The sequence below is a fragment of the Streptomyces sp. NPDC060184 genome, from assembly GCF_042728795.1.
Taxonomy (GTDB): domain Bacteria; phylum Actinomycetota; class Actinomycetes; order Streptomycetales; family Streptomycetaceae; genus Streptomyces.
The window spans coordinates 79,112-101,451 of the sequence record NZ_JBHWYX010000013.1; the positions used below are offsets into that span (position 1 = coordinate 79,112).

The 22,340-nt window shown below is 71.8% G+C and carries 25 protein-coding genes and 2 pseudogenes; 24 read left to right on the forward strand and 3 right to left on the reverse strand.

The features are described from left to right. Positions 1-140 precede the first annotated feature (140 nt). Complete coding sequence (locus ACFWEE_RS11505; RefSeq protein ID WP_386888386.1) at positions 141-707, forward strand: MarR family winged helix-turn-helix transcriptional regulator; 567 nt, start codon at positions 141-143, stop codon at positions 705-707. 23 nt (positions 708-730) lie between these two features. Here the strand turns inward: ACFWEE_RS11505 and ACFWEE_RS11510 are convergent, their stop codons facing one another. Next, positions 731-1,552: a PaaX family transcriptional regulator C-terminal domain-containing protein gene (locus ACFWEE_RS11510; protein WP_386888387.1), complete on the reverse strand. Its 822-nt coding sequence runs from the start codon at positions 1,550-1,552 to the stop codon at positions 731-733. 239 nt (positions 1,553-1,791) lie between these two features. On the opposite strand from ACFWEE_RS11510, the gene ACFWEE_RS11515 reads away from it, so the two are divergent. Next, the gene (locus ACFWEE_RS11515) at positions 1,792-3,240 is read left to right on the forward strand and encodes a carboxypeptidase regulatory-like domain-containing protein (protein ID WP_386888388.1); all 1,449 of its coding nucleotides are present in this window, start codon (positions 1,792-1,794) and stop codon (positions 3,238-3,240) included. 187 nt (positions 3,241-3,427) lie between these two features. After that, entirely contained in the window at positions 3,428-4,156 is a 729-nt protein-coding gene (locus ACFWEE_RS11520; RefSeq protein ID WP_386888389.1) for an SDR family oxidoreductase, read from the forward strand. Positions 4,157-4,203: 47 nt separating this feature from the next. Here the strand turns inward: ACFWEE_RS11520 and ACFWEE_RS11525 are convergent, their stop codons facing one another. Further along, positions 4,204-5,460: a M20 family metallopeptidase gene (locus ACFWEE_RS11525; RefSeq protein WP_386888390.1), complete on the reverse strand. Its 1,257-nt coding sequence runs from the start codon at positions 5,458-5,460 to the stop codon at positions 4,204-4,206. Positions 5,461-5,795: 335 nt separating this feature from the next. On the opposite strand from ACFWEE_RS11525, the gene ACFWEE_RS11530 reads away from it, so the two are divergent. The 21 genes and pseudogenes from ACFWEE_RS11530 (at position 5,796) to ACFWEE_RS11630 (ending at position 21,952) form a co-directional block, all read left to right on the forward strand. Then, entirely contained in the window at positions 5,796-6,824 is a 1,029-nt protein-coding gene (locus ACFWEE_RS11530; RefSeq protein WP_386888391.1) for an aldo/keto reductase, read from the forward strand. A 203-nt stretch (positions 6,825-7,027) separates the two neighbouring features. Continuing rightward, a complete protein-coding gene (locus ACFWEE_RS11535) occupies positions 7,028-7,429 on the forward strand; it encodes a nuclear transport factor 2 family protein (protein ID WP_386888392.1) in 402 nt (133 codons plus the stop codon). A 161-nt stretch (positions 7,430-7,590) separates the two neighbouring features. Then, positions 7,591-8,433, forward strand: a complete 843-nt coding sequence (locus ACFWEE_RS11540; protein ID WP_386888393.1) for an alpha/beta fold hydrolase — start codon at positions 7,591-7,593, stop codon at positions 8,431-8,433. A gap of 174 nt (positions 8,434-8,607) precedes the next feature. Beyond that, complete coding sequence (locus tag ACFWEE_RS11545) at positions 8,608-9,582, forward strand: LysR family transcriptional regulator (protein ID WP_386888394.1); 975 nt, start codon at positions 8,608-8,610, stop codon at positions 9,580-9,582. A gap of 252 nt (positions 9,583-9,834) precedes the next feature. Continuing rightward, entirely contained in the window at positions 9,835-10,032 is a 198-nt protein-coding gene (gene dmpI / locus ACFWEE_RS11550; RefSeq protein WP_386888395.1) for a 4-oxalocrotonate tautomerase DmpI, read from the forward strand. A 189-nt stretch (positions 10,033-10,221) separates the two neighbouring features. Further along, on the forward strand, positions 10,222-10,938 hold the full coding sequence (locus tag ACFWEE_RS11555) for a LuxR C-terminal-related transcriptional regulator (protein WP_386888396.1): 717 nt from the start codon (positions 10,222-10,224) through the stop codon (positions 10,936-10,938). A gap of 51 nt (positions 10,939-10,989) precedes the next feature. Continuing rightward, positions 10,990-11,715 (forward strand): HAD family hydrolase, encoded by a 726-nt coding sequence (locus ACFWEE_RS11560; RefSeq protein ID WP_386888397.1) that lies wholly within the window; start codon positions 10,990-10,992, stop codon positions 11,713-11,715. Then, the gene (locus tag ACFWEE_RS11565) at positions 11,712-12,677 is read left to right on the forward strand and encodes a DMT family transporter (RefSeq protein WP_386888398.1); all 966 of its coding nucleotides are present in this window, start codon (positions 11,712-11,714) and stop codon (positions 12,675-12,677) included. Before ACFWEE_RS11560 ends, ACFWEE_RS11565 begins: the two co-directional genes overlap by 4 nt. A 383-nt stretch (positions 12,678-13,060) precedes the next feature. After that, positions 13,061-14,404 (forward strand): class I adenylate-forming enzyme family protein, encoded by a 1,344-nt coding sequence (locus tag ACFWEE_RS11570; RefSeq protein ID WP_386888399.1) that lies wholly within the window; start codon positions 13,061-13,063, stop codon positions 14,402-14,404. Further along, positions 14,401-15,129, forward strand: coding sequence for an SDR family NAD(P)-dependent oxidoreductase (locus ACFWEE_RS11575; protein ID WP_386888400.1), 729 nt, complete (start codon positions 14,401-14,403; stop codon positions 15,127-15,129). Before ACFWEE_RS11570 ends, ACFWEE_RS11575 begins: the two co-directional genes overlap by 4 nt. Beyond that, on the forward strand, positions 15,123-15,392 hold the full coding sequence (locus tag ACFWEE_RS11580) for a phosphopantetheine-binding protein (RefSeq protein ID WP_386888401.1): 270 nt from the start codon (positions 15,123-15,125) through the stop codon (positions 15,390-15,392). The genes ACFWEE_RS11575 and ACFWEE_RS11580 overlap by 7 nt, the downstream gene beginning before the upstream one ends. A gap of 18 nt (positions 15,393-15,410) precedes the next feature. Then, the gene (locus ACFWEE_RS11585) at positions 15,411-16,130 is read left to right on the forward strand and encodes an AfsA-related hotdog domain-containing protein (RefSeq protein ID WP_386888402.1); all 720 of its coding nucleotides are present in this window, start codon (positions 15,411-15,413) and stop codon (positions 16,128-16,130) included. Further along, the gene (locus ACFWEE_RS11590) at positions 16,127-16,432 is read left to right on the forward strand and encodes a YciI family protein (RefSeq protein WP_386888403.1); all 306 of its coding nucleotides are present in this window, start codon (positions 16,127-16,129) and stop codon (positions 16,430-16,432) included. Before ACFWEE_RS11585 ends, ACFWEE_RS11590 begins: the two co-directional genes overlap by 4 nt. A 151-nt stretch (positions 16,433-16,583) precedes the next feature. Then, on the forward strand, positions 16,584-17,204 hold the full coding sequence (locus ACFWEE_RS11595; protein ID WP_386888404.1) for a hypothetical protein: 621 nt from the start codon (positions 16,584-16,586) through the stop codon (positions 17,202-17,204). Next, on the forward strand, positions 17,204-18,067 hold the full coding sequence (locus ACFWEE_RS11600; RefSeq protein WP_386888405.1) for a hypothetical protein: 864 nt from the start codon (positions 17,204-17,206) through the stop codon (positions 18,065-18,067). The genes ACFWEE_RS11595 and ACFWEE_RS11600 overlap by 1 nt, the downstream gene beginning before the upstream one ends. Further along, on the forward strand, positions 18,064-18,276 hold the full coding sequence (locus ACFWEE_RS11605) for a hypothetical protein (protein ID WP_386888406.1): 213 nt from the start codon (positions 18,064-18,066) through the stop codon (positions 18,274-18,276). The genes ACFWEE_RS11600 and ACFWEE_RS11605 overlap by 4 nt, the downstream gene beginning before the upstream one ends. A gap of 61 nt (positions 18,277-18,337) precedes the next feature. Continuing rightward, positions 18,338-19,243: a UbiA family prenyltransferase gene (locus ACFWEE_RS11610; protein ID WP_386888407.1), complete on the forward strand. Its 906-nt coding sequence runs from the start codon at positions 18,338-18,340 to the stop codon at positions 19,241-19,243. Between the two features lie 247 nt (positions 19,244-19,490). After that, positions 19,491-20,561, forward strand: a complete 1,071-nt coding sequence (locus tag ACFWEE_RS11615; RefSeq protein ID WP_386888408.1) for a sensor histidine kinase — start codon at positions 19,491-19,493, stop codon at positions 20,559-20,561. Continuing rightward, on the forward strand, positions 20,558-21,178 hold the full coding sequence (locus ACFWEE_RS11620) for a response regulator (RefSeq protein WP_386888409.1): 621 nt from the start codon (positions 20,558-20,560) through the stop codon (positions 21,176-21,178). Before ACFWEE_RS11615 ends, ACFWEE_RS11620 begins: the two co-directional genes overlap by 4 nt. Before the next feature lie 399 nt (positions 21,179-21,577). Next, a pseudogene (locus ACFWEE_RS11625) lies at positions 21,578-21,688 on the forward strand (IS481 family transposase); the annotation flags it as partial. Between the two features lie 48 nt (positions 21,689-21,736). Beyond that, positions 21,737-21,952, forward strand: a complete 216-nt coding sequence (locus tag ACFWEE_RS11630; RefSeq protein WP_386888410.1) for a DUF6243 family protein — start codon at positions 21,737-21,739, stop codon at positions 21,950-21,952. A 112-nt stretch (positions 21,953-22,064) separates the two neighbouring features. On the opposite strand, the pseudogene ACFWEE_RS11635 reads toward ACFWEE_RS11630, so the two are convergent. After that, positions 22,065-22,238 (reverse strand): annotated as a pseudogene (locus tag ACFWEE_RS11635) (transcriptional regulator); the annotation flags it as partial. Positions 22,239-22,340: the final 102 nt, after the last annotated feature.

The window sequence follows — 22,340 nt, forward strand, 5'->3', positions numbered from 1 at the left end:
TGTGCGTGCGGGCCGTGACGCTCATGGATGTTCCCCTTCCAGGGCGGGCGGAGGTGCGACCGCCCGAATGGTTGACCGGTCAGACTTCTCGACCGTACAAGTTATCTGACCAGTCAGATATTTCCGCCTAGACTGGCGGCATGCCCTCCCCCCGCCCCACCGAGGAACCGGCCGAGAACCAGAAGCCCCACCCGGCCGGGGCCCCGCCGGAGGCCTCGCCCGGGGGTCCGGCCGCCCGTCCGGCGAACGCCTCGGGACCCCGCGTGATCGACGACCCGCTGATCACCACGTTCGGCCGCCTGCTGGAGGCGTCGAGCAGACTGGAGCAGCGGCTCGGCGCGGACATGCAGGCCGGGACCGGCCTGCCGCACGTCTGGTTCGAGGTGCTGATCCGCCTCGCCCGCTCGGACGGTGGGCGGCTGACCATGGGCGCACTGGCCACGGACATCGCCCTCACCACCGGCGGCGTCACCCGGCTGATCGACCGCATGCGGGCTTCGGGCTACGTCGAGCGCCGCCCGGACCCGGCCGACCGGCGGGTGGCGTACGCGGTCGTCACCGACAGCGGCCGGGACATCCTGGACCGGGCAGCCGCCGCCCACGCGCGGAACCTGCGCGAGGTGTTCGCGGGGTTCGACGAAGCGGCCCTGAAGTCCCTGGACGGCCTCCTCGACCGGCTCCGCGAGGCCGCCTCGCACACCCCCTGAGGCAAGCGCGCCCCCGCGCCCGGTCAGGCTTCGGCGATGAGCCGGTCCGCGAAGGCGTGGGCGGGTTCGCGGGAGAGGTCGAGGGACTCCAGGAACATCGCGCGGGCCCGCGCGCCGTGCCAGTCGTCGGGCAGGAGTTCGGGCGGCAGGTCGGGGTCGGCGAAGACGATCGGCCGGAAGTCGTGGATCAGGGTGACGCGCCCGGTGAGCGCCGCCCGTCCGCCGGCGTCCTCCGCGTGCCCGGTGGCGCCCTCGGCGCGGAGCGGGGCGAGCGCGGGCGCGTGCGCCGCGAGGAGCGCCTGGTAGGCGCGGTCGAGGGCGGCGAGGTCCCAGGCGCGGGCGGCGATGCTCCGGTCCTCCTCGGGCCCTGCGGTGTCGGAGCGGAAGACGTCCAGGCGTACGCGCGGCTGGTCGGCGAAGGCCGCCCGCACCGGTTTTGTACGGTCGTGGGGGCTGAGCCAGAGGGCCGGGGAGAGCGCCCCGAATCCGTGGCGTGCCAGCTTCTTGCGCAACTGGTCCCGCAGGGCCCGTTCGGTCTCGGGCACCGAGTAGGCGACGAGGTGCCAGCGCCCGTCCCAGGGCGTGGGCGCCCGGCCGTAGATCCGGTCACGGCGCTCGGCGAGGAGGCCCCGGCCCTCCTCGGTGAGGGAGTAGACGGTCTCCCGGCCTTCGCGCCGTCCGGCGAGCCAGCCCTCTTTCCGCATCCGGGCGACGACGACGCGGACGGTGGTGTCGGGGATGCCGAAGCAGCCGAGGATCGCGACCAGCCCCCGGAGGCGGACCTCGCCGCCCCGGTGCCGCAGGTAGTCGCCGTACAGCTCGAAGATCAGCTGCCGTGGCTTCACGGGCGGCCCCCTTTCGTTCGACCCCGTAACACCCGTAACACCTGCACGAGGGTACGGGCGCCCCGCACCCGCCTCCGCCCAGGCTCACGCGTGCCACTTCATCGACGGTCGTCCTATTATTGACACACAAGGATCCCCGGTGCCGTCCGCGCGGCCTCGCCGCACGCGGAGCCGGACGCCCCGAAACACGGCGGCCGACGATCCGGACCCGGACCACCGACCCCCTGGACACCCACCGCATGCGCACCGCACCTCCGGCCGCACCCCCGGCCGCCTCCCCGGCGGACGCCGCGCCGCGCCCCCGCACGGTCCGGACCCTCGCCGAGACCCTGTGGTTCCCGTTGGCCCTCTTCCTCGGCTTCCTCTTCTGCTTCGCCCCGGCGCTGCACTCGCCCGCACCCCACCACGCGAAGATCGCCGTGGCCGGACCGGCCGCCGGTCCCGGCTCCGGTACGGGGATCGCCGCCGCCCTGCGCCAGGAGTACCCGGGCGGGTTCGAGGTCTCCCCGGTCGCCGGGGACGCGGGAGCGCGGCACGCGGTCACCCACCGCGAGGCGGTCGCGGCGCTGGTGACGGGCGACCGGCCCGTGCTGTACGTGACCAGGGCGGAGGGCGCCGTCCTCGCGCAGAAGATGACCGCGGTCTTCACCACGCTCGCCGCCGAGCAGGGGCACACCCTCGCCGTCCGGGACGTCGTGCCGACCCACGACGCGGACCCGATGGGCACCTCCGCCGTCTACATCGCCATCGCGTGGAGCGTCCCCGGCTACATCCTGGCGACCGCGCTGCTGCGCGCGGTGAGCTTCAACCGGCGGAAGAAGTTCCTGGTCGTCCTGGGGGTGGCCGCGCTCTTCAGCGTGATCGGCTCGGCCGTCGGCGCGGCGCTGGGATACCTCCCCGCGTCCCCGTCGTCCCTGGCGATCGCCTTCCTGCTGACGACCGCCGTCGCCACCGTCGCGTCCGGCCTCGCACCCTTCACCCGGCAGTTCTTCCCGCTGGTGGGCATGGGCCTGTTCATCGTGCTCTCCATCCCCACCAGCGGGGGCGCGGCGCCCGCCGCGCTGCTGCCGCCCGTCTTCCAGTACGTCCACGCCGTCATGCCCCTCGCCAACGCCGTGGACGCCCTGCGCGGAGTGCTCTACTTCGGCGGGGCCGGCACCCTGCGCCCCGTCCTCGTCCTCTGCGCCTGGATCGCGGCGGGGCTCGGCCTGATGGGGCTCGACGCCCTGCGGCACCGCCGCCGGGACGCCCGGGACGCCGCACCGGCCGGGACCTCGAAGGCGCCCTCGCGGAGCGCCGGGCCGCAGGAGCCCGAGGAGCCGCCGGCCGAGGACCCCGCGCTGAGCTTCCCCCTCCCGGTCGCGCTGCCGGTGCACCGCCACCACTTCGGGGAGCGGGAGCCGGACCTGATCGGCACGGTGCAAGGAGTCGGCGGCGGGCCCGTCCACCATGCCTCCGTCACCGTGCTCGACGGCCACGGGCGGCAGCTCGTCCGCACCACCACCGACGCGCTCGGCCGGTACGCCCTGGCCGGGCTGCCCGAGGGCCACCTGAACATCGTCGCGTCCTCCCCCGGACGGGCAACCGGCGTCCGGCGCACGCACCTGCGCCCCGGCGCGGTGGCCCGCTCCGACTTCGCGCTGCGGGGTACGGACCGGGGCGACGGGTCCGAGGGGCGGGAGGCATAGGGGCCTTCGTGGGGTACGGGGACCGGGGCGACGGGGTCCGCGGAGCGGGAGGCACAGGGCCCCTCGTCCGGACCGTGCCGGGCCCGCGCGCCCGACCGCCGGATGCACCCGGACGCCACGCTCGGACCATGCCGACCGATGCCCCCTATGTCATATTTCGGATACGTCTCCGAGCGAAGGGCATCCCATGAGGTTCGCGGTCATCGGCGGTACCGGGCTGATCGGTTCGCAGGTCGTCAACGACCTGAACGCCGCAGGTCACGAGGGTGTCCCGCACTCCTTGTCCACCGGAGTCGACGTCATCAGCGGGCGCGGGCTCACGGAGGCGGTGGCGGGGGCCGACGCCATCGTCAACCTGACGAACTCACCCACCTTCGACGAGGCGTCCCCGGCCTTCTTCCAGAAGTCGATGGACAACCTCCTGGCGGCGGGCGCCGAGGCCGGTGTCGGCCACTTCGTGATCCTCTCGATCGTGGGCGTGGACCAGGTCCCCGAGCTGGACTACTACCGGGCCAAGAAGCTCCAGGAGGACATCCTCGCGGCCGGGCCGATCCCGTACTCGATCGTCCGGGCGACCCAGTTCATGGAGTTCGTCGAGGCGGTGCTCTCCTGGACCACCGAGGGCGGCACCGTGCGGCTGCCCGCCACCCCGATCCAGCCGATCGCCGCCGCCGACGTGGCCCTGGCGGTGGCCGAGGTCGCCACGGGCTCTCCCCTGAACGGGGTGCGCGACATCGCCGGCCCGGACGTCTTCCCCCTGGACGAGCTGGGCCGGATCACCGTGGCCCACGCGGCGGACGGCCGTACCGTCGTGACCGACCCCACCGCCGGGATGTTCGCCGCGGTCAAGGGCGACGTCCTCACCGACCGGAGCGCCCGCCTCTCTTCCACCCGCTACGCCGACTGGCTCGCCTGAGCCGGCCGCCTCCCGGGCACGGGCGTGCGCACGGGTGGCGCGGCGGCTCAGACGCCGAGCCAGGCCAGGGCGGCGACGGTCAGGGCGCTGACGCCGGTGTCCAGGGTGGGCTGGAGGACGGGGGCGAAGAAGGGGCTGTGGTTGACGGGGACGTCGCGTGCGACGGTGCCGTTCCGGACGGCCTCGGCGTACAGCTCCGGGTCGGTGCCGCCGATGCCCCAGTAGGTGAAGGGCACTCCGTACGCGTCCGGGATGAGGCTCAGGTCCTCACTGGCCGTCTGGAGTTCGACGGTGTGCGCGTCCTCGCCGAAATGGGCGGCGAACGCCTCGGCGACCCGCTCGGTCACGGCCTCGTCGTTGACGGTGGGCGGGAAGGCGGCGATCTTCTCGATCAGCGGCTGTGCCGGAGATCCGGACGCCTGGCACTCGGCCCGCACGATCCGCTCGATCGCGCTCAGCACGTGGGCGCGCGAAGCCTCGTCGTAGGTACGGACGTTGAGCTGGATGACCGCGCTGTCCGGGATGACGTTGGGGCCGGTACCGGCGTGGATACTGCCGACGGTGACGACGGCGGGGGTGGTGGCCGCCAACTCCCGGGAGACGACGGTCTGCAGGCGCACCACGATCATCGCGGCCATCACCACCGGGTCCACCGACGCCTGCGGCATCGAGCCGTGCGCGCCCCGGCCGTACACGGTCACGCGCAGGCTGTCGGCGGCCGACAGGAACGGCCCCGGGCGCGTCCCCACGTAACCCGCCGGATGGGCCAGTACGTGCTGGGCGAGGACCACGTCGGGGCGGGGCACCCGCGAGGTCAGGCCGTCGGCGATCATGGCGTCCGCCCCGTCGCCCTTCTCCTCGGAGGGCTGGAAGAGCGCCACGAAGGTGCCCCGCCAGGCGTCCCGGGACTCCGCCAGCAGCCGCGCGCCGCCCAGCAGCGCGGTCATGTGCAGATCGTGCCCGCAGGCGTGCATCACGGGCTGCTCGGAGCCGTCCTCGCCGGTCACGGTCGCGGTGGAGGCATAGGGGAGGCCGGTCCGCTCCTGGACCGGGAGGGCGTCCATGTCGGCGCGGGCCATCACGACGGGCCCCGCGCCGTTGGCCAGCACGCCGACGACCCCGGTCCCGCCGATCCCCTCGACGACCTCGTACCCGGCCTCGCGCAGCGCCCCGGCCATCCTGGCGGCCGTGCGGTGCTCCTGGAGCCCGAGCTCGGGGTGGGCGTGCAGGTCCTTGTACAGGTCCTCCAGGCCGGACCGGATGCCGTCCAGGCCGGCCAGTACGGTGCGGGCGCCGTCGCTCATGGTTCCTCCTCGCGCGGGTGACGCTCTCCCCGCGCTCCGGGGGGCGGGCCGGGAGCAGCGCCGATCAGCGGGGCCAGTTTAGGACGTGTCGGGAAAGGAGCGCCGTCCGCCCGGGGGGCGGGTCGGGCGGGACTCCCACACTGGTCGGGCGAGATTCCCACACCACGCTTCGCAGGCTGCCTCGCAGGTCACGGCCGGGTTCCCTCCCCGTGGCGGCGAGCCCCACCTACCCATCCGGGGTAGCCGAAGGTGGCGTTGTCCGGCCCTTCGCGCGGCCCTAGATTCGATCACGCCTGAAACCGCATCAGCCGGACGAACCGGGAAGAGGAACATCCATGACCAAGGCCGGAGAAGCGCCCGGGACTCCCAGCACGCCCGCGCCGGAGCTGCGCAGGCTCGGCGCGCACGGCCCGCTGTCACCGTCGATCGGGCTGGGTTGCATGGGGATGAGCGGCGAGTACTACGGCCCGAAGGACGACGCCGCCTCGGAACGCCTCATCGGGCACGCCCTCGACCTCGGCGTGACGCTGCTCGACACCGCCGACATGTACGGTCTCGGCCACAACGAGGAACTCGTGGGCAAGGCGATCCGCGGCCGTCGCGACGAGGTCCTGCTGGCCACCAAGTTCGGTATCCGCAAGGCCGACGGACGGCGCTGGAACGACAGCAGCCCCGCCTACGCCCGGGCCGCCTGCGAGGCGTCGCTCCGCCGGCTCGGGGTGGACGTCATCGATCTCTACTACGTGCACCGGCTCGACGACGTCACCCCGGTCGAGGAGACCGTCGCCGCCCTCGGCGACTTGGTCGCCGAGGGCAAGATCCGCTACGTCGGGGTCAGCGAGGTGAGCGCCGCCAACCTCCGGAAGGCGCACGCCGTCCACCCGATCGCGGCCGTGCAGAGCGAGTTCTCGCTGTGGACCCGGGACGTCGTCGAGGGCGGCGTGCTGGCGGCGGCGCGGGAACTGGAGATCTCCCTCGTGGCGTACTCCCCGCTCGGCCGCGGCTTCCTCACCGGGACGGTGCGCGACCTCGCCGGACTGACGGCAGACGATTTCCGCCTGGGCAATCCCCGGTTCGCCGACGGGGCGCTGGAGGCGAACCTCCCGCTGCTGGACCGGCTCGCCACGATCGCCCGCGACCACGGAGCCACGCCGGGCCAGATCGCCCTGGCGTGGGTCCTCGCCCAGGGCGAGGACATCGTCGCCATCCCGGGCACGCGGCGCGTCTCGTACCTGGAGGAGAACACCGAAGCCGCCGCGGTCCGTCTCACGCCCGAGGAAGTCGCGCTGCTGGACTCCGCGTTCGGCGCCGCGCACATCACGGGCGAGCGGTATCCGGCGGCGATCATGCCGTCGACCCGCTGACGGCGTCCCGTACCGACGACTCCTCCACGGTCGGACAGCCCGGAGGCTGCCCCGGCTTCCTACCGGCCCCTGCCCGCCCACGCGGGCAAGGACGGCCATTCGCCCCCTGCCTGCCACGCGGGCAAGGACGGCCACGTCAGCACCCTTCTCACGACCGGTCCCGCTGCTCGCCGGACAACGCTCACACCACCAGGAGAAATGACATGACGACGCCCGACGCCCGTTTCATCGCCGACGACTTCTGGAAGCGCCTCCAGACCGGCGACCGCCAGGGAGTGCTGGACCTGCTCGCCGACGAGGTGGACTGGTTCGTCCCCGGAGACAGCGCCCTGGTGCCGTGGGCCGGGCAGCGCACGACCAAGGCGGAGGTCGAGGCGTTCCTCGGTCTGCTCGGCGGCGCGATGTCGCCCCAGGAGAACCAGGTCCACCAGATCATCGTGGACGGTCCGGACGCCATCATCACCGGCTTCTTCCGGCACGCCGTCAGGGCGACCGGCAACCTGTTCAACTCGCCGTACGCCCTGCACATCCGGGTGCAGGACGGCAAGGTCGTCCGCTACCACATCTACGAGGACACCCAGGCGCTCGTCGTCGCCCTCGCCTGACGCCGCGACATCGGCCGCGTCCGCCCGCCAACGCAGGGGCATCGGTCCGCGACCGGCCGGTCGAACGCCAGGCAGTCCGCACGTCACCCCACCGCGCCCCCGCGGGAACCGGCCCCGGTTTCCGCGGGGGCGCGGTGCCGACCCAGGCAGGAATCGTCGCGATGCTTCCCACCGTCCCGCTCCGCACCTCCCTCGCCGTTCCCTCCGGCGCGGTGCTCACCACGCTCCGACTCGCCGACCACACCACCGCCGTGCTCGACCGGCCGGCGGCGCACGGTGCCCGCTCCGTCCGGCCGCCGCTGATCCTGATCCACGCCCTCGGGCTGGACCACCGCAGTTGGTACCCCGTCCTGGAGCAACTGCCGGACGACCGGCGGGTCATCGCCTACGACCTGCGTGGACACGGCCTCGGCCGCGGCGCCACTCCCCCGGGCTCACTCCACGCCTTCGCCGACGACCTGGCCGCGCTCATGGGGCACCTGGACATCGAAAGCGCCCAGGTGGCCGGGGTGTCCATGGGCGGGGCCATCGCCCAGACCCTGGCCGTCGACCATCCGCGCCTGGTACGCCGCCTGGACCTGATCGCCGCCGCCGCCGACCCTCAGGCCGCCTATGCCGAACGGGCCGCCTCGGCCTCCCTGCACGGCATGGCCCCCCAGGTACGCCCCACGCTGGAACGGTGGTTCAGCCCGGAATTCCTCGCCCGCGACGCCGACGAGGTGCGCTACGCGCGCGAATCGGTCCTGCGCGCCCTGGTCGCGGACTGGGTGGGCGGCTGGCACGCGTTGACGAAGCTGGACACCCGGCCGCACCTCCCTTTCATCGGCGTCCCCGTCCGCCTGGTCGCGGGCGGTGACGACCCGACGACTCCGCCCGCCCTCATGCGCGGCATCGCCGCCGATCTGCGCGACGCGCGTCTGACCGTCGTCCCCGACGTCCGCCACCTGGTGAGTCTGGAGGCCCCGAAGGCAGTGGCGACGCTCCTCTCCGCGGACGACGCGTAGCAACCAGCGAAGAACCAGCGGCGGAGGACGAGCGGCGGAACTGCCGCGGGCCACCGCCGGCCACCGGCCCGGACGTGGCCGAGAGCCGCAGAGAGCGACCGGCAGCCCCCGGTAGAGTGACCGGGCGACATCGGGGACGAGCGCCGGGGCGGCGGTGAGGAGCGGCGATTTCCTGTGGAGCTACGCCAGTTGCGCTACTTCCTCACGGTCGCCGAGGAGTTGCACTTCGGCCGGGCGGCCGAGCGGCTGCACATCGTCCAGTCGGCGGTGAGCCAACAGGTGCGGCGGCTGGAGCGCGAGCTCGGTTGCGACCTGTTCGACCGTTCGGCCCGCCAGGTGAGACTCTCGCCCGGCGGGCTCGTGCTGCTGGCCCACGCCCGCGAGATGCTGCTGATCGAGGAGAAGGCCAGGGCCGCCGTGGCCGCCGTAGAGACCGAGGGCGCCGTGCTGCGGCTCGGCACCAGTTCGGGGATGGGCCACCGTCTCGACCTCCTCCTCGACGCGTTGGCACGGGATACGGCCGGTGTGCGCACCGAGTTGGTCTCCCTGCCCGTTCAGGCCCGCGTCCAGGCCGTCTGCACCGGGCGGCTGGACGCCGCGTTCGTACGAGCCGCCCTGCCCGTCCAGGGGCTCACCACCGTGCCGGTGTGGCGGGACGAGGTCCTGGTGGCGCTGCCGGCGGCTCACCCCGCGGCCGAGGACGGGGCGCTCGACCTGATCCGGCTGGCCGCGCTCCCGTTGCGTCTCACCAGTCGGCGCAGCCATCCGGCGCTGGTCGACCTGGTCACCGCCGCCTGCCATGTGTCGGGTTTCGAGCCGGTCACCGCGGCCACGCCCGGCTCGCTGCACGACACGCTCGCCGCTATCGGCAGCGGGGGGCCGTCCTGGACCGTCGTCTACGCCTCCCAGGCACGCCAGTTGCACACCCCGCGCGTCACGTTCCGCTCCCTGTCCGGCTCCGGGCTGTGGATGGAGACCTCCGTCCTCGCCCGCGAGGACGACACCGCGGCGGCCGTGCGGCGGCTCCTGAGCCTGTGCGTCGAACTGACCGTCACGGACGGCACGGCGAGCACGGACGGTGCGGGCGGTACGAGCGGTGCCGGGAGCAGGGGCGGTACGGACCGTACGGGGCGCGTGGACGGCTGCTGACCCGGCCGGGGACCGCGGACCGTACGAGGCGTGCGGACGCTGCTGACCCGGCCCGGGGCACCTCGGGCCGTACCGGGCGTCCGGCGTGGGCCGTCCCACCGCCGCCTGCCCCGTCGTACGGCGTCCCATCACGAAAACTGATCGCTGCCTTCGCCGAACGCCTCTTGGACGTCATGCGCTCCTCGGCTGGAATCGAAGAGCCCCGTACGGGGCCTCGAAAGTACCGTCGTCCTTCATCCAGGGAGCCTCGTCATGCCCATCGTCACCGTCCAGCAGGGACCGCAGTCGACCGAGCGGAAGCGCGAACTCGTCACTCTCATCACCGATGCGTTCGTCAAGGCGTACGGGATGCCGCCCGAGGCCGTCCAGGTGTGGATACACGAAGTCGCCCCGGAGAGCTGGGGAAAGGCGGGCCGGCTGACCGCCGACGCCAATGTTTCCCCGTCCTGAACAAAGACTTTCCGTGAGCGGAATTCTGCGGGCTTCCGGCAGGGCCTGTCCTGCGCTTTACTTTCTTTTGAGTTTCTTGGTGTGTCCTACACCTGGGCCCGTCTACCACCTTGGAGGTAGACGCATCAATTCCCCCGACGACGCGGGCTAATTTGCAGTCGACAGGAGAAAACGACGAGAGGTTGGCCCATGCATAGCAGTGCCGGCACCGCACAGGCACTCCCCGCTCTCGATGTGACCCTGGCCCTCCGCAACGACCTGCAGCGGTTCGGCGTCCAGCACATGGCGTCCGGACTCGGTGAAGTGGGCCGGGTCAGCTGCACTCCGGATCCGGGCGCCACCCTGCACGCCGCCTTCCGGACGCCCGCCGCCGACGGCTCCGTGCTGGTGCTCGCCCTGGCCGATCTCGGTGCCGAACTCGGTCTGCTGCGCAGCGTCGTCGAGGGCGGCCACCGCGTCCTGCTGCTGGTGGACGGCTCGGCTCCGGAGTTCCCGCGCGAACTGCCCAGTCTGCGCGGCCTGGGCTACGCCGACACCTCCAGCCTCACGGCCGACACCCTGCGCGCGGCCCTGACCGCGTGCGCCGCCGACGACCCGCCCGTTCCCTTCTGGCTGTTCGAGCGGATCGTGCTCGCCTGGCGGGAGGAGCCGGTCCCGTCGCGGGCCGCCCGGCCCCGCATCACCCCACGCGAGCAGCAGACCCTCACCCTGCTGGTCGAGGGGTTGAGCAACCGTCAGATCGGCAGACGGCTGGGGATCTCGGAGCACGGCGCCAAGCGTCTGGTGGCCAGCCTCCTGTCCAAGCTGGACTGTTCGAACCGTACGTCCGCGGTGGCGCTGGCGCTGCGTGACGGACTCTGCCGCCCCCAGTCGCCCACTCCCCCGCTGGACCTCAGCGTCGGCTGAACCGCCCGCCCGCCCGCCTGCCCGCCCGCCTGCCCGAAGGAGATCCACCTCATGAACGAGTCCGCACGCGCGGCCTTCTTCGACGTCGACGAGACACTGATCACCGCCAAGAGCATGTTCGACTTCCTGCACAGCTGGATCGTGGACCGGGGAGGTGAGGAGGAGGAATACGCCGCCGTGATGCGGCAGGTGCACGCCATGGCGGCGAGCGGCACCGACCGGACCGAGATCAACCGGTTCTACTACCGCAGGTTCGCCGGGGTTTCGCAGCGGGAGCTGACGGCCGCGGCCCGCGCCTGGTACGACGCCTACCGGCTCCGGCCCGACGGGTTCGTCCGCGCCACGGTCTCCGCCCTGCGGGCCCACGTCGCGGCCGGCGACACCGTCGTCCTGGTCTCGGGATCCTTCCGCGGCTGCCTCGAACCCCTCACGGGGGATCTTCCGGCCCACCGCATCCTGTGCTCCGAGCCCCTGGTCGACGGTGACGGCCTGCTGACCGGGGAGGTCGAACGCCCCATGATCGGTACGGCCAAGGGGCAGGCGCTCGGCGAGACCGTGCGGGAGCTCGGCTTCGCCTTCGAGGACTGCCACGCCTACGGCGACCACGCCTCCGACCTGACGATGCTCACGCAGGTCGGACATCCGCACGCGGTCGGAGCCGACCCGGTGCTGGACGAGTACGCCGTAAGGCTGGGCTGGGACCGGCTGCCGGCGGCCCCCGCGGCACTCGCCGAGCTGGACGGGCTGTACGAACGCCAACCGGCGGTGGCCTCGTGAACCGGCGCGTGATCCAGTCCCTGCTGGTTCTCACCGCCCTGTTCTGGGGCGCGACGTTCAACCTGGTCGGCTACACCGTCGACCATCTGTCACCCGCCCTCTCGGCCGCGCTGCGCTACTCGCTCGCCTCGGTGTTCACCCTGGTCATCCTGGGCTTCCGGGCCCGTGAGGCACTCGACACCCTGAAGCGCGCGTGGAAGCCGCTCCTCGCCATGGCGGGCATCGGCGTGGTCGTCTTCAACCTGTTCCTCTTCCTGGGGCTGCGCCACACGACCCCCACCAACGGCGCGCTCATCCAGGCCACCAATCCGCTCCTGACGGCGCTCATCGCCTGGGCCTTCCTGCACGAGCGCATCGGCCGGGGACACCGCATCGGCACCTCCGTCAGTTTCGCCGGAGTCGCCGTACTGATCCTCTCCGGCTCCGTGCAGCGGCTCCAGGCCCCCAACGTCGGCGACCTGCTCTGCCTCGGCGCGACGTTCTGCCTGGCCGCCTACTCGGTCATCGGCGGTCGCTTCCTCAAGGGCGTCAAGCCCGTCCTCACCACGGGTCTGACCACCCTGATGGGCTGTGCCGGACTCTGGCTGACGGTGCTGGCGGTCGGGCCGCGCCCCGACGCGCACACCTTCACCTCCCAGCCGGCGGGCGTGTGGTGGGCGCTCGCCTTCGTCGGCATCCTGTCGACGGTGCTGGCCTACATCTTCTGGAACTACGGGGTCAGTCACCTCGGCGTGCCCGACACGGCGGTCTTCTTCCACCTCGTCCCGGTCTTCACGGTCCTGGCCTCGCTGGCGATGGGCCAGCCCGTCACCCTGGTGCAGGTCGGCGCGGGCGCCGTCGTGCTGGTGGGCGTCTTCATCTCCTCCCGCCACCCCGCCCCGGCCCCGGCCGCCGCCGCCCCCGCCGCTGCCGCCCCCGCACCCGGGCCGGTCGCCGCGCTGCCCGAAGAGGCCGCGCGCTGACGGCCGCCCCCGCGCACCGCCCTCTCCTTCCGCGTGGCCCGTCCCCGGGGCCGTACGTACGACAGCCCCCACCGCGGCGCGGGGGCCCGCGCCGGGCCCCGGCGCCGGGCCCCGCGCGGTACCGGGGGCCGTCGGCCTCCACCGAAATCCGGATCACCGCTCCCTCCCGGAGCCGTGGTCCGGATTTCCTGTTTCCGGTGGTCGCCCTTTCCGTAACGCCCCCGTGAACGCTGGGGCGGCCGGCGGACGGACCGAGAAACAAAGGGAACAGTAGCCGCCCGGGTATGGACGCTCCACCGCTCCAAAGAGCCGTTGCGGCACATTCGCGCCGGATTCTAGGGTCAGTATCACGAATCCCGGACTTCCTACGACCGGAGCTTCCCGTGCTTGATTCTGTGATACGGACGATGGAGCAGTACGGACCGTCCGAAGCAATCGTCTTCCACGACACCGTGCACACCTATGACGACCTTCTCGGCCTGGTGGCGGAATGGCGTGAATTCCTCGACGCGCACGACGTGGTCCCGGGCGAGGTGGTCACCCTGGAGGGCCGCTATTCGCCCGATGCCTGTGCCGGGCTGCTCGCCCTGATCGAGCGGGGCGCCATCATCGTCCCGCTGACCGATCTCCCTGCCGCCAAGCGCACCGAGTTCCTGGAGGTCGCGCAGGTCGAGGTCTCCCTCTTCCCGGCCGACCAGGGGCCGCGCAGGGCCCATCGCACCGGCGTCCGCGCCGGTCATGAGCTGTACGACGGGCTGCGCGACGCCGCCCGTCCCGGACTGGTCCTCTTCAGCTCGGGCACCACCGGCCGCAGCAAGGCGTCCGTGCTCGACTTCACCAAGGTGCTGAGCAGGTACGCCGATGGTGGCCGGCCCCGCCGCATCCTCTCCTTCCTGAGCCTGGACCACATCGGCGGCGTCAACACGCTTCTGCACACGCTGTGCCACGGCGGCACGGTGGTGACCGTTCCGGAGCGGACGCCCGACGCGGTGTTCTCGGCCATCGCCCAGCACCGGGTGGACGTGCTGCCGACCACGCCCACCTTCCTCAACATGGTGCTCATATCCGGTGCGGCGGAACGCTTCGACACCTCCGCCCTGGGCCTGATCACGTACGGCACCGAACCGATGCCCCTGCGCACTCTGCGCAGGCTGGCGCAGACGCTGCCGGGCGTCAGGATGAAACAGACCTACGGACTCTCGGAGTTGGGAATCCTGCCCACCAAGTCGCGCGGGGACGAGACGCTCTGGGTGAAGCTCGGCGGCGCCGGATTCGACTACCGGATCGTCGACGACATCCTGTGGATCAAGTCCGACATGGCGATGCTGGGCTATCTCAACGCGGAAGCCCCCTTCGACGAGGAGGGGTACTTCAACACCCAGGACGTCGTCGAGCAGGACGGGGAGTGGGTACGCATCCTCGGCCGGCGCTCGGAGATCATCAACGTCGGCGGGGAGAAGGTCTACCCCAGCGAGGTCGAGAGCGTCCTGCTGGAGCTGCCCGAGGTCGCCGAGGTCACCGTCAGCGGACGGCCCAGCCCCGTCACCGGCATGGTGGTGCGCGCGGTCCTCCAGCCGGCCGTCCCCTGCGACGAGGCCGAACTCGCCCGCAGGGCCCGCGCGCACTGCGCCGAGCGGCTGGAGGCGTTCAAGGTCCCGGCGCTCATCGAGGTCTCCGCGCGGCAGCAGCACTCCGAGCGCTTCAAGAAGATGCGGAGCCCCGCGTGAGTCCGGTCGCCGTCGTCAGCGGCGGCAGCCGCGGGCTGGGGCGGCTGGTGGCGGAACGGCTGCTGTCCGATGGCTGGCAGGTCGCCACCTTCAGCCGCTCGCCCTCGGACTTCACCGAGGAGCGGCAGAAGACCTCGCCGGACGCGTTCCTCTGGGAGGCCGTCGACCTGGCCGACCACGCGGCCCTGCGCCGCTTCGTGGCCCGGGTCCGCACCACGTTCGGGCGAGTGGACCTGCTGGTGAACAACGCCGCGCTCCTCGACGGCCAGGAGCTCTTCCTGACCAGCCGGCCGGAGCGCATCGAGGCGTCGATCGCCGGCAACCTCACCGGGCCCATCATCCTCACCCAGGCCTGCGCCAAGGTGATGAGCGCGCAGCGCGGCGGTCACATCCTGACCGTCTCGTCGATCAACGCCGTGCGCGGGTACCGGGGGGTGGCCGTCTACTCGGCCACCAAGGCGGCGCTGGACGGGTTCACCCGCAGCCTGGCCCGTGAGCTCGGCCCGCTGAACATCCGCGTCAACTCCCTGGCGCCGGGCTACTTCGAGTCCGCGCTCACCTCGGACGTCACCGACCTGAACCGGGAACGGATCAAGAAGCGGACCCCCCTGGGCCGTCTCGCCGATCCGCAGGAGATCGCCGACGCGATCGCTTTCCTGGTCTCCTCCCGCTCCTCGTTCATCACGGGCCAGACCCTCATCGTCGACGGAGGCATCACATGCTAGACCGCCAGGACGTACACACCATCGTGCTCTCCACCCTGACCGAGCTGCTCGCCGAATCGGGAAGCACCCAGCGGCCCGAGGAGTCCCACGCGCTCGCCGACACGGGACTGGGCTCCCTCCTGCTCGCGCGCCTCCTCATCATGCTCGAACTGGAGACCGGCGTGGACCCGTTCGCGGAGGACCTGCTCATCTCCGACGTCCGCACCGTCGGCGACCTCGTCGACGCGTACCACGCCGCCATGACGGTATCCATAGCCATCTGAGTCCCGGAGGAACCGACCGTGTCATCCGCTCCGGCCGTCGTCGTCGGCGACCGCTTCGAGGAATTCCTGACCAACCGCGGTGCCCTCGCGGCCTCCGCCGTCCTGGCCGACCTGGAGGCCGGCCACCTGGACGCCGCCACCGTACTGGTGCCCGGACAGGGCCTGACCAGGGACCAGCGCGTACGGCTGTCAGCGCTGAGCGGCAACGACGTTCCGCTGCCCGTCGACCGGCACCTCACGCACAAGCGCGTCGACAAGAACGTGCTCGTCGGCCCCGTGGAGCCGACGGACGACGGGCACTACCGTGCACCGCTGCTGCTCGACGAGCGGGTGGAGGTGCTGGAGGACCACCTGACGGGCCAGCACATTCCGGCCGTCACCCTGCTGGAGGCCGCGCGTCAGGCCTGGACCGTCGTGGCCGAGCAGCACCTGCTGGTCGGCGAGGAGCCCACCCGCTTCGTCATCGGCGCGATCCGCTCGGCCTTCCACAGCTTCGTCTTCCCGCTCCCCGCCACCATCGAGTACCGGCCCCTGGCCGACCTCGAAGGGCCCGCCGGACGCTCATTGGAGGCGCTCCTGGTGATCCTCCAGAACGGCCGGGCCGCCGCCGAGTTCGAGGTACGGCTGCACATCGTGCCCGAACCGCTGGCCCGGCGGCAGGAGTCCATGGCGGCTCGGCAGGCGGTCCGGGACACGCTCGCCGCCGTGGCGCCGCCGGTGGCCGCGGTGGCACGGTGACCGCCGGCCTCTGGGTGGTCCACTGCTCGGACGCTCCCGGATCCGCCGACGCCCGGGCCGCTCTGCGCCCCGCGCACTCCGCCTGGTGGCGCGAGGGACCGCTCCCGGCCTCGCTGTACGGGATGCTCAGCGACCCGTCGGACGGCACTGCCGCCGGAAGCCTCTTCGTGGTGGCGGCCGAGGACGCCGCTCAGGTGCGCGCCCATCTCGACGGGGACCCGTTCTGGACGGGCGGCGTGTGGAGCCGGGTGCGCGTCGACGCCTTCACGCCGTCCAGGCACTCCCCGGTCTCGCTGCTCTGACGTCTCCGGACGTCTCCGCGGCTCCCTTCCCCTCCCTCGTACGGCTCCGGCTCCCTGCCGTGCCACACGTCGTACCCGGCTCCCTGCCGTACGACTCCGACTCTCCGTCGCACCCGACCTTCCGTCGTACAACTCCGAGAAAGGCACCTCCATGCCCACTCCCCTGCTGCTCGTCACCGAAGCACCCGTGACGGCCGACCGCTTCGACAGCGCGGTCGCCACCTGGTCGCGGCATCTGGACCGACCGGCGGGCGCCCGTCTGTACCGCTCGCTGGAGAGTTCGGCGCTGCTCGAACTCCGGCCCCTGGACTCCCTCGCGGACCTGGAGACGCTCCGTCCGGCGTGGAACAAGCTCTGGACCGACCTGGCGCCGGAGCTGAGCGCGGACGTCCACCGCCAGGTGGTCGAGTTCGTCGAGGCGCCGAAGAACACCGACGAGGCACTCCCCACGACGCCGTTCGTCCAGCTCCGCCGGGTCGAGGTGCGCCCGCCGGTGCTCGACGAGTACCGGGCCTGGCGCGACCGCACGATCTTCGAGACCGTGCGCGCCGCCGACGAGTCGGAGGTGTTCCTCGCCTATCACTCGCTGCTCAGCACCGAGCCCGGGGTGCTGTTCGTGGCCGGCTTCTCCGTCGCCCCGGCCGTCCACAACGCCGTGTTCAAGACCCCCGCGTACGAGGCGATCCTCACCGAGGTGCGCGAGAAGTACATCATCGCCGAGGGCGGCGAGGGCGGCCTGCACACCACCACCTACTCCCTGGTCGAGGCGTGATGCACCGCTCCTACGAGTTGAGTCTGACCACCCAGGGTCCGACCTACCCGCCCAGCGAGGTCATGGACCCCAACGGTGACTTCGTCGTCATCGGCAGGGTCAACCGGGCCGCGGCGGACGGGACCACGTCCTCCGCGTGGGGGGCGGCGATCGTCTCGGCGGACAGCCCGCTGCCGCCGCACGGGGACAACGCGCCCCACCGCATCGTGCGCGAGCTGCCCGAGGACCCGAACGCCCTCACCCAGGCGGACCGGGACATGGTGCTGCACACGCTGCCGCTGCCCCTGCCGTGCAACAACTACCCCATGCTGTTCGCGCCGGACCAACTCCCGGACGCCCACCGGGTGGTACGCCCCAGCTACGCCTTCCACGAGGTGCCGATCCCGGACCTGCGCCCCGAGGACGGGCGTCGGGTCGCCGAGCCCGTCACGCTCGGGCAGTGGGTGCGGGCGACCGGCTCCCTGGACGTCACCGTGGTGGAGGGGGGACACGCGGCCGAGTTCGCCTTCGAGTTCGCCGGGCTCGTACCGGACAGCATGTACACCGTGATGTCGCTGCGCGAGGGCGACCTCTCCCCCGAGCCGCACGGCCCCTTCCGGCCGGGGCCGCTCGGTATCCCCAACGCCTTCTTCGCCGACGGCGCGGGCAAGGGGAGGTACCGGGCGGTGCTGCCCAACCCGTTCCCCGCCCCGGGGGCCCCGGGTCCGCGCCGGATCGTGAACGTGGTCCTGCTGTGGATGAGCTATCAGCAGAACTACGGTGGTGCGATAGGCCACTTCGGGCTGGGCGGCGACATTCACGCCCAGCTGAAGCTGCGCGAGTACAGCTTTCACGAGTTCGTCACCACCGCGGCCGACGGATGACGGGTGACCCGGGCCGGCTGCGCGACTCGCTCGCGCGTACCGGGGCCGACGCTCTGCTCGCGCTGGGCGTCGGCGCGTCCGACGCGGCGCAGCGGCCCGGCCCCGGGGCGTCCGCCGTCGGCCGGGCGTCCGTGGCCGCCGGGCCGGCCACCGAGATCCTGCCGGATCTGTGGTTCGTGCCGCTCGTCAGGGGGGTGCGTACCTCCTAAGTGGTAGGAGGGAGCGACCGAAGTCCGGGCGCATGTCCCGGACTTCGGTCACGATCTTTCCATGTCAACCACAACCGCGCCCGCCGTGATCGATGTCCGTACGTCCGGTTCACCTCTCCGCATACTGGGCCTCAGCCTCCGGGAGGCCCGCCCCGTAGTGCAGATGGTCTTCCTGATGCGGTTCGGCGCGGGCCTGCTGCTGGCGCAGCCCCACCTGCGCAACCTGCATGCGGGGGCCGCCGCGGGCGCGGTGTCATGGTTCTGCGTGACGGCGGGCGCCTACCTGCTGAACGGGATCATGGACCTGCCGGAGGACCGGGGCAACGGTTCCCGGCGCCCGCTGGCCTCCGGACTCCTGCGGGTCCGCACGGCCTGGCTCGTCACGGTGCTGCTCGACGCCGCCGGGCTGGTGCTGTGCTGGGACGACCCCGGCCGGCTCGGCTACGCGCTGGTGATGCTGATGGCCGGTGCGGTCTATTCGGTGCCCCCGTTCGCCGCGAAACGGCGCAGTCTCCCGGCCGGTGCGGTGGTCACCGTGATGGGCCTGGCGACGTTCGGGGCGGGCTGCCACGCCGCGGGCGGGGCGTGGGACCTGCGCCTGGGGCTGGTGGCGCTGTCCCTGTCGTTGTGGATGGGCTTGGTCGGAGCCACCGCCAAGGACCTCGGCGACCTCGCCGGGGACCGGGCCGCGGGCCGGCGGACGATGGCGGTGGTCCACGGCCTGTCGGCCGCGCGGCGGTTCACGGCCTTCTGCGCGCTCGCCATCGGATCGGCGTCCACCTTCGCCGCAGCGGAGTGGGATCACCCGCTGACGTACGGAGGTTCGGTCGTCCTCTGCGGCGCGATCGCGGTCGCCCTGCTCTGTCTCCGTTCCGCCGGATGGCCGGAACGGGCCCCGTATCGGGCATTCATGATCACTCAGTATCTGGCCACCCTCGTATTTGGTTGCGCCACTTTGGCCGGATAGCCCCGCTGTTGCGCCTCGCTGACCAGCCAACTCCTTGAAACATCAACTTACAGCCACTGCATCTGTCTGAAAATCGCCCTTCGTCGGCCGCGTCGACAGAGGGGTGCTGTTGATTGCGAATGTGTGTCCGTAGCATCATTTCCACTCCAGGGGGGCGGGGTTGTGACCCCGCCGACACGAGGAGTCATCCGACGTGCCGATCGACGGCGCTCGCACGCGGGGCCGTCGATATGTGTGGGGGCACACGTTGGATCTCACGTGCGAGCAGGAGCGCCAGGAATTCATCGACACCGCGGTGGCCGAGTACCGCGAAGAACTTCAGTTCGGGGACAGCCCGTTGCTGTTGCGACCCGACATCTGGCCCGAGTGCGAACGCCAGGCCCGTGACATCATGGGCGAACTCACCGACTTCCTCGCCGACGGCGTCGACTCGTTCGCCGCCGAGGGTGAGTTCACGTCGATCGTGGTCGGTTACCGCCGCGCGATGCAGCGCGTGCCGACCGCCGAGTCCGTGCGCGCCGCGCACCGGCTGTTCTCGGTCGCGCTCGGCGCCATCGACCGCGCCCTGTCCACCCGTCCTCCGCAGGAGGGACGGGCCCTCCTCATGCCGGCCGTGAACCTTCTGTACACGATCATCTCCCGTCGCATCGACGCGGCGCTGATCGGCTACGAGGCGGCGACCCTGCACACCGTGGGAGAGGCGAACGGGCAGCGCCGCATCGAACTGGCCCACGAGGTCCACGACCACCTGGGCGGCAGCCTCGCCCTGGCACTGCGGCGGCTGGACGTCTTCGAGGCGGAGACGGGCGCCCACCAGCGGCTCGGCGAGGTACGCCAGGCCTTGGCCGATTCCTTTCGCTTCACCCGCACGCTGGTGAGCGGGTTGCGGGTGATCAGCGAGGAGGGGCTGCTCAAGAGCATCCGCGGGTACGCGCGCAGCGAGGCCCCGCCCGGTACGGAGATCACCGTGGATCTGAACGGTGACGAGGAGTGGCTCCAGGAGCAGCAGCGGCAACAGATCTTCCTTGTGCTCCGGGAGTGCCTGCGCAACGCGTTCTCGCACGCCCGGGCTACGACCGTCATCGTCGAACTCAACGTCTCACCGCGCGAGTTCGAGGGCATCGTCTCCGACAACGGCTGTGGATTCGACGCACAGGACCACCCCTGGGGCTCCGGCGCCGGGCTGCGCACCATGCGCGAGCGGGTGGACGCGCTGGGCGGCCTCCTCCAGGTCAGGAGCAGGCCGGGCAACGGCACCACCATCGATCTGCGCATCCCACTGGAGGCCATGACCGAGCTGCAGAGCGTGGACACATGAGCGTCAGGATCCTCGCCGCGGACGATCACCGGCTGCTGCGCGAGGCGCTCTGCGACATGCTCCGGCAGGAGGCCGGTTTCACAGTGGTCGCCCAGGCCGGGGACGGTCCGAGTACCGTGAACGAGGCCGCGCGCACCCGGCCCGACGTGATCCTGCTGGACGCCGAGATGCCGGGCTGCGGGCCCGTCGCCACGGTCCGCGCACTCCGCGCCCAACGCCCGTGCTCGAAGATCATCGTGCTGACCATGCACGAGCCCAGAGGCCTGGTCTCCGACATGCTCACCGCCGGGGCCCACGCCTATCTGCACAAGTCCGTTTCCCGCACCGTGCTCGTCAGCACCATCCACCGACAGCTCCACACGGGCGGCACGGCCCCCTCGGCCGGATCGCCCCGCCCGGCCGCGGCGCCCGAGGAGTCGCCGCTCACCACGCGCGAGGACGAGGTCATGGCCCTGGTCGCCCAGGCGCTCAGCAACCGGCAGATCGGCAAGCGGCTGGGCATCACGGAGGGAACCGTCAAACGCCACCTCCGCAACGTCTTCGCCAAGCTCGGCGTCAACTCGCGCATCGAGGCCGTCAACGCGCTCTTCGGCATGCACCCGGGGCCGGCCGCCTGAGCGTCGAGCGGGTCGGCCTCCCGCCGGTGCACCAGGGCTGTCCCGCGAGCCTGCCGTACGGGAATGCCGTAACGTCTTGGCCATGTTCTTCCAGACACCGCTCTACGAGTGAGCGCGTGACAACCCTAAGGGTTGTCCCGCAATTCGTGGTGGATCAGTGCGCGGCGTCAGATGCGGTGCATCGCAAGGCGGAGGGGCGTCCGCATACTGGATGTATGCGGACGTTCCGACAACGCGGCGAGGTGCCGTAGCTGTCGTCGCGCACCCACCAGGAATTGCGTGACAACCCTTAGGTGTATTGATCACGAGCATTGTTAACGCTGGCAGGAATCTTGATCGTGGCGAAGACCTCCGGTGTGGTGGAGGCGTCCAGGCTCCACACCACGCACGGAGGTCTTCGTGTCCCACCGTAATGCCCGGCTGACCGTGCACGGCAGGCGGATCCTGGTCGAACGCGTCCAGGTTGGCCGGCCGGTCGCGCACGTCGCGGCCGAGATGGGGATATCCCGTCCCCCGTAGACCGATCCGCAGATCACTTCACATCAGCCGGGAGAACCCGTGAGCAAGAACATCAACAACCCCGTGGGCATGGGCGGCGGCCAGCGAAAGCGGCAGTCCCGCACCGAGCGGCAGAACAACGGCCCGCACCGCAACCTCGACCGCCAGGGCGCCGCCGACCAGAAGGCGGAGCTGGTACGCAAGATGCGCGAGAAGGCCGCCGCGGCCGAGGACGCGACCGCCGGGCAGACGGGCGACGCCGCCGCGCAGGGCTGACGCGGCGCCACCGGGGTGCGGCACCGCGCCGCACCCCGGCCCTCCTGGACCGCGGAGGCACCGTCGCCTCCGCGCAGGAGCACCCGCCGCCCAGGCGGGCAGCGTCACTGCCGCTCCGCCGGGGACTCCCGGTTCCGGGTCGGGTGGCGTGGAGACTGCCCAGCAGGGACAGCGCCCGGGCGCTCGGGCTTCCCGGTTCGGCGTGGTGGATCACCAGGTGCCGGCCCGGCGCGCCCCGGACGTCGAAGGACTGGTACATCAGGTCGAGCGGGCCGATGTCGGGGTGGCCCCCTTCGGCATCCCTGTCACCGCCATCGAGTCCGGCTCCTTCCGTACCGCCTGGGCGGGGCGCTCGATGGCGCGCGCTCCGCGCCCCCTCTCCGACTAC